Source organism: Clostridium aromativorans, assembly GCF_020908015.1.
GTDB lineage: Bacteria > Bacillota > Clostridia > Clostridiales > Clostridiaceae > Clostridium_B > Clostridium_B aromativorans.
On sequence record NZ_JAJJPB010000017.1, the window covers coordinates 1 to 15,571 of the forward strand.

The 15,571-nt window shown below is 33.1% G+C and carries 18 protein-coding genes and 1 pseudogene; 14 read left to right on the forward strand and 5 right to left on the reverse strand.

The features are described 5' to 3' along the window. Positions 1-86 precede the first annotated feature (86 nt). From LN736_RS12470 to scpB, 6 genes and pseudogenes are all read left to right on the forward strand, one after another. Positions 87-401, forward strand: a pseudogene (locus tag LN736_RS12470) (RNA-guided endonuclease TnpB family protein); the annotation flags it as partial. 196 nt (positions 402-597) lie between these two features. After that, positions 598-1,155 carry a leucine-rich repeat domain-containing protein gene (locus LN736_RS19145; protein ID WP_229981655.1) on the forward strand — a complete coding sequence of 186 codons (558 nt, stop codon included), beginning with the start codon at positions 598-600 and terminating at the stop codon, positions 1,153-1,155. A gap of 381 nt (positions 1,156-1,536) precedes the next feature. Further along, the gene (locus LN736_RS12480) at positions 1,537-2,748 is read left to right on the forward strand and encodes a D-alanyl-D-alanine carboxypeptidase family protein (protein WP_150356499.1); all 1,212 of its coding nucleotides are present in this window, start codon (positions 1,537-1,539) and stop codon (positions 2,746-2,748) included. A gap of 158 nt (positions 2,749-2,906) precedes the next feature. Further along, positions 2,907-4,100, forward strand: coding sequence for a tRNA nucleotidyltransferase/poly(A) polymerase family protein (locus LN736_RS12485; RefSeq protein WP_229981656.1), 1,194 nt, complete (start codon positions 2,907-2,909; stop codon positions 4,098-4,100). Further along, positions 4,101-4,853: a segregation/condensation protein A gene (locus LN736_RS12490; protein WP_179977200.1), complete on the forward strand. Its 753-nt coding sequence runs from the start codon at positions 4,101-4,103 to the stop codon at positions 4,851-4,853. Beyond that, positions 4,840-5,409, forward strand: a complete 570-nt coding sequence (scpB, locus tag LN736_RS12495) for an SMC-Scp complex subunit ScpB (protein ID WP_229981657.1) — start codon at positions 4,840-4,842, stop codon at positions 5,407-5,409. Before LN736_RS12490 ends, scpB begins: the two co-directional genes overlap by 14 nt. A gap of 73 nt (positions 5,410-5,482) precedes the next feature. Here the strand turns inward: scpB and ytfJ are convergent, their stop codons facing one another. After that, entirely contained in the window at positions 5,483-5,950 is a 468-nt protein-coding gene (ytfJ, locus tag LN736_RS12500; RefSeq protein WP_150357840.1) for a GerW family sporulation protein, read from the reverse strand. A 32-nt stretch (positions 5,951-5,982) separates the two neighbouring features. Continuing rightward, on the reverse strand, positions 5,983-6,525 hold the full coding sequence (locus LN736_RS12505) for a DUF2953 domain-containing protein (RefSeq protein WP_229981658.1): 543 nt from the start codon (positions 6,523-6,525) through the stop codon (positions 5,983-5,985). Between the two features lie 162 nt (positions 6,526-6,687). Here LN736_RS12505 and LN736_RS12510 point away from each other — a divergent pair, with 162 nt between their 5' ends. After that, positions 6,688-7,791 (forward strand): D-alanyl-D-alanine carboxypeptidase family protein, encoded by a 1,104-nt coding sequence (locus LN736_RS12510; RefSeq protein WP_179977201.1) that lies wholly within the window; start codon positions 6,688-6,690, stop codon positions 7,789-7,791. An 85-nt stretch (positions 7,792-7,876) separates the two neighbouring features. On the opposite strand, the gene LN736_RS12515 is transcribed toward LN736_RS12510, so the two are convergent. Further along, entirely contained in the window at positions 7,877-8,356 is a 480-nt protein-coding gene (locus LN736_RS12515; RefSeq protein ID WP_179977202.1) for a hypothetical protein, read from the reverse strand. A 321-nt stretch (positions 8,357-8,677) separates the two neighbouring features. On the opposite strand from LN736_RS12515, the gene LN736_RS12520 reads away from it, so the two are divergent. From LN736_RS12520 to rnfB, 7 genes are all read left to right on the forward strand, one after another. Beyond that, a complete protein-coding gene (locus LN736_RS12520; protein ID WP_150357836.1) occupies positions 8,678-9,094 on the forward strand; it encodes a SoxR reducing system RseC family protein in 417 nt (138 codons plus the stop codon). A 306-nt stretch (positions 9,095-9,400) separates the two neighbouring features. Further along, positions 9,401-10,774 carry an electron transport complex subunit RsxC gene (gene rsxC, locus LN736_RS12525; RefSeq protein ID WP_229981659.1) on the forward strand — a complete coding sequence of 458 codons (1,374 nt, stop codon included), beginning with the start codon at positions 9,401-9,403 and terminating at the stop codon, positions 10,772-10,774. 18 nt (positions 10,775-10,792) lie between these two features. Next, the gene (locus LN736_RS12530) at positions 10,793-11,788 is read left to right on the forward strand and encodes an RnfABCDGE type electron transport complex subunit D (protein ID WP_179977203.1); all 996 of its coding nucleotides are present in this window, start codon (positions 10,793-10,795) and stop codon (positions 11,786-11,788) included. 6 nt (positions 11,789-11,794) lie between these two features. After that, positions 11,795-12,352: an RnfABCDGE type electron transport complex subunit G gene (locus LN736_RS12535; protein WP_150357833.1), complete on the forward strand. Its 558-nt coding sequence runs from the start codon at positions 11,795-11,797 to the stop codon at positions 12,350-12,352. A 2-nt stretch (positions 12,353-12,354) separates the two neighbouring features. Next, positions 12,355-12,993 carry an electron transport complex subunit RsxE gene (gene rsxE / locus LN736_RS12540; RefSeq protein ID WP_150357832.1) on the forward strand — a complete coding sequence of 213 codons (639 nt, stop codon included), beginning with the start codon at positions 12,355-12,357 and terminating at the stop codon, positions 12,991-12,993. Further along, on the forward strand, positions 12,993-13,574 hold the full coding sequence (locus tag LN736_RS12545; RefSeq protein ID WP_150357831.1) for an electron transport complex protein RnfA: 582 nt from the start codon (positions 12,993-12,995) through the stop codon (positions 13,572-13,574). Before rsxE ends, LN736_RS12545 begins: the two co-directional genes overlap by 1 nt. A 20-nt stretch (positions 13,575-13,594) precedes the next feature. Next, positions 13,595-14,455 carry an RnfABCDGE type electron transport complex subunit B gene (gene rnfB, locus LN736_RS12550; protein WP_150357842.1) on the forward strand — a complete coding sequence of 287 codons (861 nt, stop codon included), beginning with the start codon at positions 13,595-13,597 and terminating at the stop codon, positions 14,453-14,455. A gap of 85 nt (positions 14,456-14,540) precedes the next feature. Here rnfB and LN736_RS12555 read toward each other — a convergent pair whose 3' ends face one another. Further along, positions 14,541-15,056, reverse strand: a complete 516-nt coding sequence (locus tag LN736_RS12555) for a Gx transporter family protein (RefSeq protein WP_150357830.1) — start codon at positions 15,054-15,056, stop codon at positions 14,541-14,543. A gap of 27 nt (positions 15,057-15,083) precedes the next feature. Beyond that, positions 15,084-15,467 (reverse strand): NusG domain II-containing protein, encoded by a 384-nt coding sequence (locus LN736_RS12560; RefSeq protein ID WP_150357829.1) that lies wholly within the window; start codon positions 15,465-15,467, stop codon positions 15,084-15,086. Positions 15,468-15,571: the final 104 nt, after the last annotated feature.

Below are 15,571 nucleotides of genomic sequence, written 5' to 3' on the forward strand. Positions count from 1 at the left end.
CTATAACAGTTATACAACCAATAATCAAAATGGAACAGTTTATATCAAAGATGAACATATTAAATTACCTAAATTAAAATCCATTCAGAGAAAACCAATCTATAGTTATTGAGGACTTAAAAGTTAAAAATATGCAGCAGAATCACAGGCTGGCAAAGGCAATAAGCGAAGCAAGCTGGAGTGAATTCAGAAGAATGCTGGAATACAAGGCTGGATGGTATGGCAGAAAAATAATAGTGGCACCCAGTAATTATGCAAGTAGTCAATTATGTTCAGTTTGTGGATATAAGAATAGAGAAGTAAAAAATCTTGCACTCAGGGAATGGATTTGCCCTAAATGCGGCACACACCATGACAGGGGTATAAACGCCAGTAAAAATCTGCTGAAATTAGCCATATAATTTTGGCAATACACTGAGGTTGGTTCGACCTTTAGAGCTTAGGTAAACTTGTTCCATTAGGAATATTGACTAAGAAGCCATCCACTTCTATAAGTGGTGGTAGTTCACAGATAAAAATTTAGAACAGGCAGTAAGATTAACTGCAAATAAGCCCACTGGTACTTTATATAAAAGCGATGTAGATAAGATATCTGAAGTGAATTTTTATTATAATAAAATAAAAGATATTAGCGGAATTGAAAATTTAACTAGTTTACAAAAACTTGGATTAGGTGGTAATCAGATAACCGATATAGGAGCTATCAATAATTTAGCTAATCTAAAATATGTTTCATTTTCTGGTAATCAAATAAGTAATATAAGCCCATTAAAAAATCTAATTAATTTACAGGAACTTGCATTAGGAGATAATCAAATAAGTAATATAAATTCGCTGGGAAATATGACTAATTTACAAACTCTTATTTTATATAGAAATTCAATAAGTGATATAAGTCCATTAAAAAATTTGACTAATTTACAAATTCTCAATTTAAGCATGAATTCAATAAGCGATATAAGTCCATTAAAAAATTTAACTAATTTACAAACCCTTGATATAGGTAAAAATAATATAAAAGACATAAGCCCATTAAAAAATTTAACTAATTTAAAAGAACTTCGTATATCAGAAGGTCAATTAAGTGATAATGAAATAGATTCTTTGAAAAGTGCTTTACCAAACTTAAAGATTACAGTCGAGTATTTAAATTAACCCAGGTATAGGCGAAACCATAGATTAAAATATTTATTTAGCATAATGAATCTTTAAAAAGAATATAAAGGCTTGATTATAGGGAGCAGGCTATCAAGGTTGAGAAGATAGAGTTTTGAAATACTACTATCAAGTGCAACCAGCCTGCTTTTTTGCATTTCATAGTGAAGAAGCATTTTAAGATATAGCTGTTCTTGATATTCTGAATTATGTTTTTGTGACAATGTAATTAATCCCTCTTTCATATCTTTATAATTTATCCAATTTAGCTTTCCACTTTATTTTAATTTTATTTTATCCCATGTATTTTTTTATTGTATTTGTGTGATAATATTAATAACTTCGGAAGGAAATACATTTTAAAGGGAGGAGAAATATTAAATGAAGAAAAAGCAGAAAGCATTGACTTTAATAAGCTTGATGTTAAATTTGATCTTTATATTAGGTATAGAAAGTATGCCTGTTAAAGCTGAACCCTTAAGTAAATCCGATGGATCGGAGATCAAAGCTATAAAATCAGATTTGAATGTAGATGCTAAATCTGCATTGCTTATAGAGCCCTCAAGTGGAAAAATAATATTCGAAAAAAATTCTCATGAAAAACTGGAACCAGCTTCTGTTACAAAAGTGATGACTATGCTTCTGAGTATGGAGGCTGTAGATTCCGGCAAGATATCTCTGTCAGATAAGGTTACCGTAAGTGAAAATGCAAAGAAAATGGGTGGAAGCTCTATGCTTCTGGACACAGGAGAAGTGAGAACTGTAGAGGATTTACTAAAGGGGATAGGTATAGCATCTGGGAATGATGCAGCAGTTGCCATGGCGGAATATTTAGCCGGCAGTGAGGATGCATTTGTGAACCTTATGAATAAGAGGGCAGAACAACTTGGAATGAAGGATACATCTTTTAAAAATTGTACAGGATTAAGTGCAGAAGGCCATTATACCTCTGCCTATGACATAGGTATAATGTCAAGAGAACTGCTTAAACATCCTGCTATATTGAAATATACGGGAACATATATGGAGACCATATCTGAAGGAAGAAAAAGCCCCATAGAACTGGTAAATCATAATAAACTGGTTAGATTTTTTAATGGATGTGATGGATTGAAAACAGGTTTTACTAGTTCGGCGAAATATTGTATATCTGCTACTTCCCTTAGAGATGGAGTGAGGATGCTGGCAATAATCATGGGTTCACCTACTTATAAGGTGAGGAATAAAGATGCTAGCATGCTTATGAATTATGGATTTTCAAAATATTCCTGTAAAAATGTCTTTAAAAAGGGAAGTAATGTAGAGAAGATCAACTTGAATAAAAGCGGGAGCAGATTTTTTATTGCCAAAGCCTCTTCAGATTTAAACGCAATAACGGAAAAGGGAAAAGATAGTAAAATCACCTATAAGTGTATCATAGATAAAAATAAAAAGAGATATAAAAAAGATGAGAAGGTAGGATATTGTGATGTATATGTAAATGGGGAAATGGTGGGTAAAGTCGATTTACGCAGTGATAGAAATGTAAAAAGACCAGGAATATTTAGCAACTTAAAGGATAACATCAGAAATGTTTTGCCTCAGGGAATATGATATATATGTTTTTAGTACAGAAAATATATAGTATAATAAGGTCAGAAAATTCAATTTATCCGGAAGAGAAAAGTACAAATTTGATATTTTACTGTATTGTTTTCTGAAATTCATTGGATTTTCTGATTGCTATTTAAAAATTAGGGGAGAAAATTAGTATGGAAATTTTAGAGGCATTAACTTGTGATGAGATAAAAATTGTAAATGAAATCATGGATTTATGTAAACGCAGGGGAATAAAGTCATATATAGTAGGAGGGGCTGTTAGAGATGCTATTTTAGGAAATAAAGTGAAAGATATTGATATATGCTTAGAGGAAGATCCAAAGGTTATTTTAGATGAACTGCAGAAATTAAAATGTTGTCAGTATCACAGTGAATTTCAAACAGCTTTTTTAGTTTTTGAAAATGGTGTAAATATAGATCTTATAAGATGCAGAAAGGAATATTATTTTATAGATGGGGCATTACCTAGAATTTCTCCATCCCGTATATATGAGGATTTGTATAGAAGGGACTTTACTGTAAATGCCCTGGCCTACGATATTGAAAAAAAATGTATAATAGATGTCTGTGGGGGCATACAGGATTTAAAAAATAGAGTTTTGAGGAAAATACATCCTAATAGCTATAATGAAGATCCAACTAGAATATTTAGAGCTATAAAATATGCTGTGAGATATAAATTTAGTTTAAAAGACAAAGATGAAATAAAAAAATGCGTGGAAAATGGTGTATTTAGTCTTATAAGTAATGATAGAATAGTAAAGGAAATATACCTTCTGTGCTGTGAGGAGAATTGGAAAGAAAACATTTATCTGTGTAATGATTTAAAAATATTTGATGTAGATGAACGCCTCTTAAAAATTGAACTTGAGGAGGAAAACCAAGATAAAAGATATAGTTGTACAAGCAGGGTGGATATGAGGATCCTTAAATTATTTTATTCCATGAGGGATAGAAAATATAGATCAATACTAGCTGAAAATTCAATTTTGAATAAAGAGTTGAGAAGTGCTATTGAATGTTCCAATGAAGATTCTCATGAGGCAGCTGATTTGATTATGGGTACAATGGATAATTATAGGTTATATACAATATTGAGGAAGATGAATGATTATGAGCTTGTATTATTAAGCTGGAACTCAAAATTGAATTATAAGATATATAATTATATTTATAATTTAAGAGATTATAGGCCTTCTTTAAGTGGAAAATATATAGCTTCTAAAGGAGTAAAGGATGGAAAGTCTATAGGAAGGATCTTGAGGAGCATAATGAAAATTGAACTGAATTCTGGAATAGACTATGGGCAAAAATATTTAACTGAAAATTTAGGAGAGAATATGTAGATGTCTTTAAATATAAAAATAAGAAATTTTGAGGGACCCTTTGATGTACTGCTTCATCTTATAAAAAAAAATAAAATGAGTATATATGATATAAAAATTTATGAAATCACAGAGCAGTACTTAAAATATATAAATACCATGAGGGAAATGGACTTAGATGTAGCATCCGAGTTTATAGTAATTGCAGCTTCGCTTATAGAGATGAAATCAAAGATTTTACTTCCAGAGTCAGACTTGGAGAAAGAAAATGAAGATAAAGAGGAGGATCCTAGAAAAGAGTTAGTGGATAAATTGCTTCAATATAAAAAATTCAAGATGGCAGCTGAATTTTTAAAAGAAAGATGTGATAGAGTAGGAAAGATGTATGGTAAAAAGCCAGAGATAATTGAATCAAAAGAAGCGAGTATATCCCAGATTTTAAAGGGTGCTACCCTGTGGGATATATATGAGAGATATACCAAGCTGATGAGAGAATATGAAAGCAAATTTAACAGTGAAGTTGTGCTCAATAAAAAGATATCTAGAGATAAGTTTAAATTGGAAGATAAAATAATTTATATAAAAAATATTATATATAAGAGAAAAGAAGTTAAATTTTCAACTATTATAAAAAACTGTTCTTTTAAAATAGAAAAGATAATTACATTTCTTGCACTTTTGGAGCTTATAAAACTTAAAGTCATATTTGTAGTGCAAAGTGAAAATTTTAGTGAAATTTACATAGAAAGGATAAATGAGAATGAAAAGCAGTGATGATAAAAGTAGCTGTGAGGCCACAGAGAAAGGAAAACTATCAGAGAATAAGTATTTTTCTATAATAGAGTCTTTATTGTTTGTTTCTGGTGAATCTCTTGGTATTGAACAAATTGCATCCATAATAAAATGTAATGTAGAATTTACGAAAAATTTGATTGATGAGATGAGTAGTGTATATAAAAAAGATTGTAGAGGTATAGAGATTCTAAGAGATAATAACAGATATAGGCTGGTTACAAAGGCTGAAAACAGCAGTTATGTTGAAAAACTGTTGAAGAATAATTCAAGACAAGCTTTATCTCAAGCGTCACTAGAGACTTTGGCCATTGTCGCTTACAAACAGCCTATAACGAGAATAGATATAGACGAGATAAGGGGGGTAAAAAGTGATAGAGCCATATCCACTTTAATTGAAAGAAGACTTATAAAGGAAAATGGAAGGTTGAATGTGCCGGGAAGACCTATATTGTATGGTACTACGGAAGAATTTTTAAAATATTTTGGATTTGAAAATTTGGATAATATGCCTAATTTAGATTCTATAATTGTATGAAGAACAAAAGTTAAGAGTTAAAAACTCAGCTGTTTTTTTTGATTTATAACTCTTAACTATTAATTATTAATGGTTAACTGTCGTAGGAGGAACTGTCTTCACCGTGATTTTTTTCTTTATTTTCATCATCTGTCTTGTGATAAGAGGTATCTTTGTTTTTTCTGTTCTTGGAACATACCATTCCCCGAAGCAGATCCATTATTTGAGGAATAGAATCTATTACTTTTTCACAGGTGTTATTTTGATTTAAGGACAGCAGCCTTACAGAGTCACCTTTTGTAACTAAAAAAGCTACTGGTTTTACCGTAACTCCAGCACCTGAGCCTCCACCAAAAGGGTAGTCGGGTCTAGGTACTTCATCGTGCTGCAGATCAAATTCACTTCCACCGGATGCAAACCCAAAGGACACTTTTGAAATGGGTATTATCAGAGAACCGTCTTTTGATTCCACTGCATCCCCTACTATGGTATTGACATCTATCATTTCCTTTAGATTTTCCATAGTACTCTTTAATAAATTTTCTATAGGATGATTATCCATAAAAACTCCTCCTTATAAATCTTAAATTGTTATTATGCAAAATTGCTGTCTATTGAATTATTTGATTTTTTAGACTGCCTTTTATATCTAGATAACTTTATATATACATAGATAATTTTAACTAAACTTATATAAATTATACTTGTTATTTCTAGTTCGAAACGTGAACTGTTGAAATCAGGCTTTATGTTATCATGATATTTTTTTATATGAAAAAATCCGTTTAACCTGTTGAAGAGAAATATTTTTAATGAGCATATGGCCCCGTATACAAGCGCTGTATAGGCAGCATCGCCTAAACCATAGCAAAGTTTTACATCTACTTTAACTGAAAATCTAGCCTTTACGTTTTTAAGTTCCGATGATTTAATTGCATTTATAAGGGAAACAAATCTATTTTTTTCTGCAGTATTTTTGGGAGAAGATCTACCTAGTACAATTTTATTTGTTATATTCAAATTATATATTTGAAAGAGAAGTTGTCTGTTAATGTATTTTATTTTTATCTTTAAGGGTATTGGAAGAAATAACACAATGGGGAATATTAGAATAAATAGAACAGGTAGTATACTCATATATTTCTCCTCCGAATTCAATATGATCTATTGCTTAATAGTATTTACCGCAATAGTAAATTATATACTAATCTGGAACAAGTTTTAATAGTAATATATTTATTTAGGGAAAAAATATTCACAATAATATATTCATTATAGGAAGGAGCAATTTGTACTATTATGAAGATAAAAAAAATTTTATTGTATTTTATAGTGATTTTTATTATTGCTAATATGTTTCCAAATAAAGTAATGTCAGAAGATAAGGAGAGATCTTCTGAAAAGATCAATGTAGATGCCAGGTGTGCTGTAGCCATAGACAGCAATTCAAAAATTGTTATATATGAAAAAAATGCCTGTGAGTTAGTCCCTATGGCAAGCACAACTAAAGTCATGACTACACTGGTGGCATTGAAGTATGGAAAATTGGATAAAAAAATAAAAATTTCTTCTAAGGCGGCTGGGATAAAAGGCTCTACAGTGGGATATAAGGCTGATGAAAAAATAACTTTGAGAGAACTTTTATATGGTCTTATGCTCCGTTCGGGAAATGACGCAGCTGTGGCAATAGCAGAGGCAATAGGGGGAAGCATAGAGGGCTTTGCAAAACTTATGAACGAATATGCCGATGAAATAGGTATAATAAATAGTCATTTTGAAACTCCTCATGGCCTTGACAGGGAGGAACACTACTCCACCGCATATGATCTGGCTGTAGCTACATCTGTAGCCAAGAAAAATCCAACATTCAATGAAATTGTAAGTTCAAGAGATGTAGATGGAAAAGAAAAAGGATTTACTAGAAGTTATCACAATATAAATAAGATCCTTTGGGAGATACCGAATGCAAATGGAGTTAAAACGGGGTATACGGGAAAAGCAGGAAAATGCTTGATAACTTCTGCACCTGTGCAGGGCAATGATGTGATAATAGTGGTTTTAAATTGCCCTAAAAGGTGGAAAGAAACCGGTAAGATATATGAATATATAGATAAAAATTATGACTTCCAAAAATTATATTCAAAGGGAGATAGAGCATTAGAATTAAAGGTAAATAGAAAGAATTTAAGGCTTGAATATGAAGATGATATTGTAGTTCCTGTGAAGAAAGGATGTAAATATACCAGTAAGATTGTAAAGCCTAAAAAAATAAATTACACAGTCAATAAAGGTGATAAAATAGGTATGATCTGTATATACGAAGATGGTAAAAGAGTATACAAAAATTTCCTAAGAGCTTCTAATACCGTAAAAGTAAGAAGGCTTCTTAATTGGACCTTTTAGAACAATTTACAATGTACAGTTCACAATTGATGAGGATTTTCGGCTGAACCGAAAATCCTCATCAATTTGATATTTAAAGGAATAATTAATGACAGTAGAATAAATTTTCTTTTTTGGAATCTTCTATTAAGTCAAATCTTTTTACGGACTTGAAATTATTGTTCTGTATATTTTCAAGTGTATTTTTTAAGAATTCTCTGCTGAATTTAATTTGGGAGTTTGCATTCAGTCTCCTCTGCATTATATAATCTATATGTTCAGGAACGGTGCTGAATATATAAATGGGAAATAAGTGGCTTATGACCTTGTTTGTAAGGGCATATTGATAGATGGATGCATCTATAATGATACCGTTGTATATATTAAAACAGTGGGCAAAGCTTCTGCTGTAATTTTCATTTATATGTACACGCAATATGCCTTGTATTGCAGGGACATCCATATCCACATACTTGCATAGTTGATAGATTAGTGAGGATATTAAAGGTCCGCTGTTTAAAATTGTGTATTTACTTATACAATATTGGCATAGGTTTTTAAAAAAATTTTTTTCAGATTTCTTCATGTAATTTACCTTTCCCTTCTAAGTAAATATTATAATTTATTTTTTAAAGAAATACCATATTGTATGGGCACTAAGTTAAAGTTGAATAAATCAATGAGCATTTTAGATTTTTCTATCTTTAATCAAAAAAGACTTTAATTTCCTGTATATTTAAAAATAGCATATATTTCAAATAATATATTTTGCTCAAAAATAGTACAGTTATAAAAAAATTAATAATACAGAGTAAAAATTATGATTTTTATGGTATAATGTTATAGATGGAATAAGAGGAGGCATAGATCGTAAAAACGATAACAAGTGAGCAAGGAGATGTCAGATATGAAAAAGATGTCAGAAGGCGTTGTAATTGAAGTAGGACAAGATTTCGCCAAGATAAGAGCAAGTAAACACGGGGACTGCAAAAGCTGTGGATTGTGTGCAGGTGAGAATGCCACTATAGTAGATGCAAAAAATCCTGTTGATGCCAAAGTGGGACAGCATGTTATTTTTGAAGTAAAAGAGAAAAATATGTTGAAAGCCGCTTTTATTGTATATATTTTACCTCTTATTGCAATTTTTGTAGGTGCATTATTGGGAACATGGATTGCGAATAACATTGGGTATTCTGAAAGAGCACTTCAAATAGGAGGTGGAGCAATACTTTTTGTTGTTTCATTGTTGTATATAAAAATATTTGATAAGTCCACAAGTAAAAATGATACTATGAAGCCTATTATTAAACGTGTTTTATTTTAAATTACACCTAATTTTCTGATAGAAATACTAGAGCATAAAGCTGTATAGCAAATTGTGGAATATCAAATCTGTAATTTGCTATATAAGCTATTTTTATATTTATCCACACGCTGACATATTTATTCTAAAGTTCAAAATGCAACAGATAAATATCAATTAATGAAGATTTTCAGATAAGTCCTGAAATCCGCCGAATTGATATTTGAACTCTGAACTTTGATATTTGGATGGAGGCGCCGGGATAAGGCAATTTTTAATTTATAAATAATATTTTCATGCTAAAAATATTGAAAGAGGTGTTAAAGAGTGTTAAAAAGTTTTCGAGGTGGAGTGCACCCTGATGATAGTAAAAGGTATACAGCTGACAAGCCTATAGAAAAAGCACCTGTACCAGATAAAGTCTATATACCTGTAAGACAGCATATTGGTGCTCCTACATCTCCTATAGTAAAAAAAGGAGATGAGGTAAAAAAAGGACAGCTTATTGCAAAGAGTGATGCTTTTGTCTCAGCCAATGTGCATTCATCTGTTTCTGGAAAAGTTGTAGATGTAGCTGAATATCCACATCCTAATTTTGGAAAATGTTTATCCATAGTTATTCAAAATGATGGAAACGATGAATGGGCGGAAGGGATACCTGTTGAACGTAACTGGAATGACTTAACTGGAAAGGAAATAATAGGTATAATAAGAGAAGCAGGTATTGTAGGAATGGGAGGAGCAACTTTCCCTGCCCATGTCAAGCTTTCACCGCCGCCAAATAAAAAGATAGATGTTTTTATTTTGAATGGAGCTGAATGTGAACCTTATTTAACTTCTGATTACAGATCCATGCTTGAATACACTGATAGAATAGCATCAGGCATTAAAATTATCATGAAAGTCTTAAATGTGGAAAGAGGATTTGTAGGTATAGAGGATAATAAAAAGAAAGCTATTGAAATTATGACAAAAGCTTTTGAAGGTACAAATGTACAAGTTGTTGGGCTTCCTACTAAATACCCTCAGGGTGCTGAAAAAATGCTTATAAATGTTTTGACAGGCAGAGAAGTGCCTTCAGGAGGACTGCCTATGGATGTTGGAGCAGTTGTTCAAAATGTAGGTACGTGCATTGCGGTTAGTGATGCTGTAGAGAGAGGTATTCCGCTTATTCAGAGAGTTACAACTGTAAGTGGAGGAGCCGTAAAGGAGCCCAAGAATTTATTGGTGAGAGTGGGAACTACTTTTAAAGATGTTATTGATTTCTGCGGGGGCTTTAAAGATACTCCTGTTAAAATACTTTCTGGTGGACCTATGATGGGAATGGCCGAATCAAATCTTGATATACCGGTGATAAAGGGAGTTTCAGGAATACTTGCACTGGCTAAAAGTGATGTCAATACAGGAACGGAATCAGCCTGTATAAGATGCGGCCGATGTATAAAAGCTTGCCCTATGGGATTGAATCCCAGCATGCTGAGTATACTTGGACAAAATAATTTATATGAAGAAGCCAAGGAAGACTATAATCTTTTGGATTGCGTGGAATGCGGAAGCTGTGTATACACATGCCCTGCTAAACGAAATATTGTACAGTATATTAAATACATGAAATCTAAAAATGCAGCTGCAGCAGCTAGAGAAAAAGCTAAAGCGGCGGCTAAGGAAAAAGAAAAGGAAAAAGAGAAAGTTGAAAAATAATAAGGGAGTGATTAAAAGATGGCGGAAACGCAAATAAAAAAAGATGTTTTTACAGTTTCAGCATCGCCGCATATTCGCTGTGATGAATCCATTTCTAAAATAATGTGGAGTGTTAATTTGGCTCTAGCGCCAGCTGGAATTTTTGGTATAATCCATTTTGGGCTGCCGGCTTTTGAAGTGATTCTGACAGGAATAATTTCTGCTGTACTTACAGAATATATTGTGCAGAAGATCAGGAAAAAACCTGTTACTATTTCGGACGGAAGTGCCTTTTTAACAGGATTTTTGCTTGCTATGTGTTTGCCTCCAGATATTCCACCATATATGGTAGCTTTCGGATCTTTTGTGGCAATAGCAATAGCTAAACATTCTATGGGAGGTCTCGGATACAACATATTTAACCCTGCCCATATTGGAAGAGCAGTACTTATGGCTTCTTGGCCTGTAGCTATGACTAGTTGGTCAAAATTGACTGCCAGTGGTGTAGATGTAGTTACTAGTGCCACTCCTCTTGGAATTTTAAAATTAGAAGGATACTCAAAATTAGTTGAAACTTTTGGTGGTACAGGAGCACTTTATAAAGCGCTTTTCCTGGGAACACGTAATGGTAGTATAGGTGAAACTTCCACTGTGCTGCTGGTTTTGGGAGGGCTTTTTCTCATATATAAGAAATATATAAACTGGAAGATTCCCGTAGTGATGATAGGTACTGTGGGAATACTTACATGGGCTTTTGGTGGAAGTGCTGGATTTTTTACGGGAGATCCTGTTTTCCACATGATGGCAGGTGGACTTGTGATAGGAGCCTTTTTTATGGCAACAGATATGGTAACTGTGCCTATGACAAACAAAGGTCAGATCATCTTTGCACTGGGTGCAGGGGCTCTTACTTCTCTTATCAGGTTAAAAGGTGGATATCCTGAAGGAGTATGTTACTCCATATTGCTTATGAATGCAGTTACTCCTTTAATAGATAAATTTACACAGCCTGTTAAATTTGGTGCAAGGAGGTAGACTTTTATGGCTAATGATAAAGATAAAAATAGTATTTTTGCGATTACTAAGAATTTGACCATTACATGTTTTATATCCGGAATTATATTGGCTGGTGTTTATTATATAACTGCACCAGTAGCAGCGCAAAAACAGGTTCAAATAAAAAATGATACCATGAAAGAATTGGTTGCGAATGCAGATAATTTTAAAAACGTAAATGGTAAAAAAGATTGGTATGCTGCTGTAAAGGGCAGTAAGACAATTGCTTATGTAGTACCTGCTGTAAGCAAGGGATATGGTGGAGATATAAATATGCTGGTGGCAGTTACACCAGATGGAAAAGTTGTAGATTTCAGCATTGTATCTCACAATGAAACACCGGGACTTGGAGCTAATGCTTCAGAGGATTCTTTCAGAGGACAGTTTAAGGATAAAAAAGCTGCTGATCTGACAGTTACAAAAGATAAGTCCAACAAGAAAAATATCCAGGCTATGACAGGAGCTACAATTACCTCAAGAGCTGTTACTAAAGGGGTCAAAGAGGCAGTTCAACAGGTTACTACATTTACAGGAGGTAAATAGATATGAAATTATGGGATGTATTTAAAAAGGGATTGATAGCGGAAAATCCTATATTTGTGCTTGCACTTAGCTTGTGCCCTGCACTGGCAACTACAAGCACGGCTTTAAATGGACTTACAATGGGATTTTGTGTGATGTTTGTTATAACTTGTAATAATACTGTAGTTTCCCTAATTAAAAATGTTGTAAACCCTAAAGTTCGTGTACCTGTGTACATCACTTGTATAGCAACTATAGTTACAGTAGTTGAACTCGTATTGCAGGCTTTAGCGCCATTACTGTATAAGCAGCTTGGCATTTATCTTGCACTGGTAGTTGTGTTTGCCATAATACTTGCCCGTGCAGAGGTATTTGCATCTAAAAATCCTGTAGTACCATCTTTCCTTGATGGACTTGGGATGGGATGTGGATTTACACTGGCACTTCTTGTAATAGGAATAATACGTGAGCTGTTTGGTTCTGGAACTATATTTGGCCTACATGTAATGTGGGCATCCTATAATCCAATAATGATTATGATCCTTCCTCCAGGAGCATTTATACTCATAGGATATCTGGTTGCTGTAGTAAAAGTCTATAATCAGCATGTAGAGCAAGTTAAAATGGCGAAGCTTGAAAAGGCAAATGGAGGTGAAGCATAATGGGTACTTATCTTACCTTGTTTATAAGTGCAGTAGTAATAAACAATTATGTTCTGACAAGATTTCTTGGTCTCTGTATATTCTTTGGAGTTTCTAAGAATCTGAATGCTTCAGTAGGTATGGGTATGGCAGTTACCTCGGTTATAACTCTGAGTTCAATGCTGGCCTGGGTAGTGTATCATTTTGTACTTATACCCTTTAATCTGACATTTTTAAGAACTGTTGTATTTGTACTTCTTATAGCAAGCTTTGTGCAGCTTTTGGAAACTATTATTAAAAAGCAGGCACCTGCACTATACAATATGTGGGGAATATATCTTCTTTTAATAGCTACAAACTGTATAGTACTTGCTGTACCTATTGTAAATGCTGATTCCAATTTTAATTTTCTGGAAAGTGTAGTTAATTCTATAGGATCTGGATTAGGATTTGCTATGGCTATAGTTTTAATGGCGAGCCTTAGAGAAAAATTGAGATTAGCAGATGTACCTAAACCACTGGAAGGACTGGGAGTAGCTTTTATATTGGCTGGAATGTTAGCTCTGTCATTCTTAGGTTTTTCAGGTATGATTTCTCTATAGAAAGGAGATTATGATATATGATAAATACTGCAATTATGGTTGTTATTGTAATGACTGTTATAGGTTGTGTATTTGGTCTTATTCTGGCTTATGTGAACAAGAGATTTGCAATGGAAGTAAATCCACTTGTAGAGCTTGTAGAAGATGTACTTCCCAAGGGACAATGTGGCGGATGCGGATTTGCAGGATGCAGGGCTTATGCAGAAGCAGTTGTATTAGATGAAAGTGTTCCTCCAAATCTCTGTGTTCCAGGTAAGGCAGCAGTGGCAGAACAGGTGGCAAAGCTAACAGGTAAATCGGCTCCAGCTATTGAACCTAGAGTTGCCCATATAAGATGCGGCGGTGACTGCACGAAGGCAGTTAGAAAATATGAATACAAGGGAATAAAGGATTGTACTGCAGCAAATTTACTTCAAGGAGGCCCTAAAGCCTGTCAGTATGGATGTCTGGGTTTTGGAACCTGCGTAAAAAGCTGTCCTTTTGGTGCTATGTCCATGGGATCCAAGGGTTTGCCAATAATTGATGTGGATAAATGTACAGGCTGTGGAACCTGTGTCAAAGCATGTCCTAAACAGGTAATTGGATTCAGACTTATAGGATCAAAGGTTATGGTCAATTGCAATTCCAAGGATAAGGGTGGAGTTGTACGTAAAGGCTGTAGTGTAGGATGCCTTGGCTGCGGACTGTGTGTAAGAAATTGCCCTTATGATAATCTTAAGGTGGAGAATAATTTGGCGTCGGTAATAGATCATCATGTTTGCGTAGATAAATGCAGTGAAGCTACTTGTTTGGCTAAGTGTCCTACGGGAGCTATCAGAGCTATTGTAAGTGGAGCAGACTTGCAAGAACAGAGCAAGAAGGAAGCTGCAGCAAATGTATAATCGTTTATAGAAAAAACTAAATTGTAAAAGAGGTTGTTTTAAATTATTTTAATACAACCTCTTTTTAAACAGTGAAGAAAGATTTTCAATATTTTAAACCTTTAAACATGGGAAGTTTATATAAATTTTCAGTTAGGAATTTGGTACACCATCCTATGAAGTATCCCGTAACTATAGCGGAAATTAAAAGTACAGGAAGATAGATATATATTCTGAAATCCTCAATTATAATAGAAGCTACCAATAATTGACCAATATTGTGAAATATTGCTCCACATATGCTTATAGTAGATAAGCTGAGAAATTTTTTAAAATACTTATATAGTATAATCATGACCACATTACTTAAAATTCCACCTGCTATACTAAACATGAAGGCCGACATCGTCCCCCCAAATATTGAACCTAGAAGTGTTCTCAAAAGCATCACTGTGAGAGCCTCTTTCCAGCCAAGAAGTATTAACGCAGTCAGAGAAATCATATTTGCAAGCCCCAGTTTTATTCCTGGGAATAAAACTGGAATTTGAGATTCTATTACATATATAACTAAGGCTATGCCAACTAAAAAACTTAAAAAAACCATTTTTTTTATTTTACTCATATTTGCACCTTTGCTTCTAATATATACTTAATTTGAAAGCCCATCGTATTTTGAGTTTTTACCCTCTATATTGATTATGAGTTTATGAGGTAGACATATAATACTTTCTCCTGGCTTTGATATCCAACCGGTTTTTATGCAGATTTTGTCTGGGCAATCTGCATCTTCTATTCGTATTTTCCCATTTTCAACTTCTACTAAATTAAAGTGAGAAGTCTTGTACTTTATTTTAAATTGTTTTCTACCTTTTACCTTATTTAAATCTATGGTATTTATAATTTTACCCTCTTGTTTTATAACTGCAATTTTATGAGAACCTTTGACGTATAATCTATATGAAAAAACTCCAATGAAGCTTGATATTATTAAAATCAATATACAGATTGCAGCTATTTTATCTCCTTTTTTCATTGTGTCTCTCCTCATTTTTATATTATGAAAATTTAACAGACCGATCTCCCTATGATTTTACTATAATGAAAATGTATTTACAATGTTTTTATAATAAATTTTAA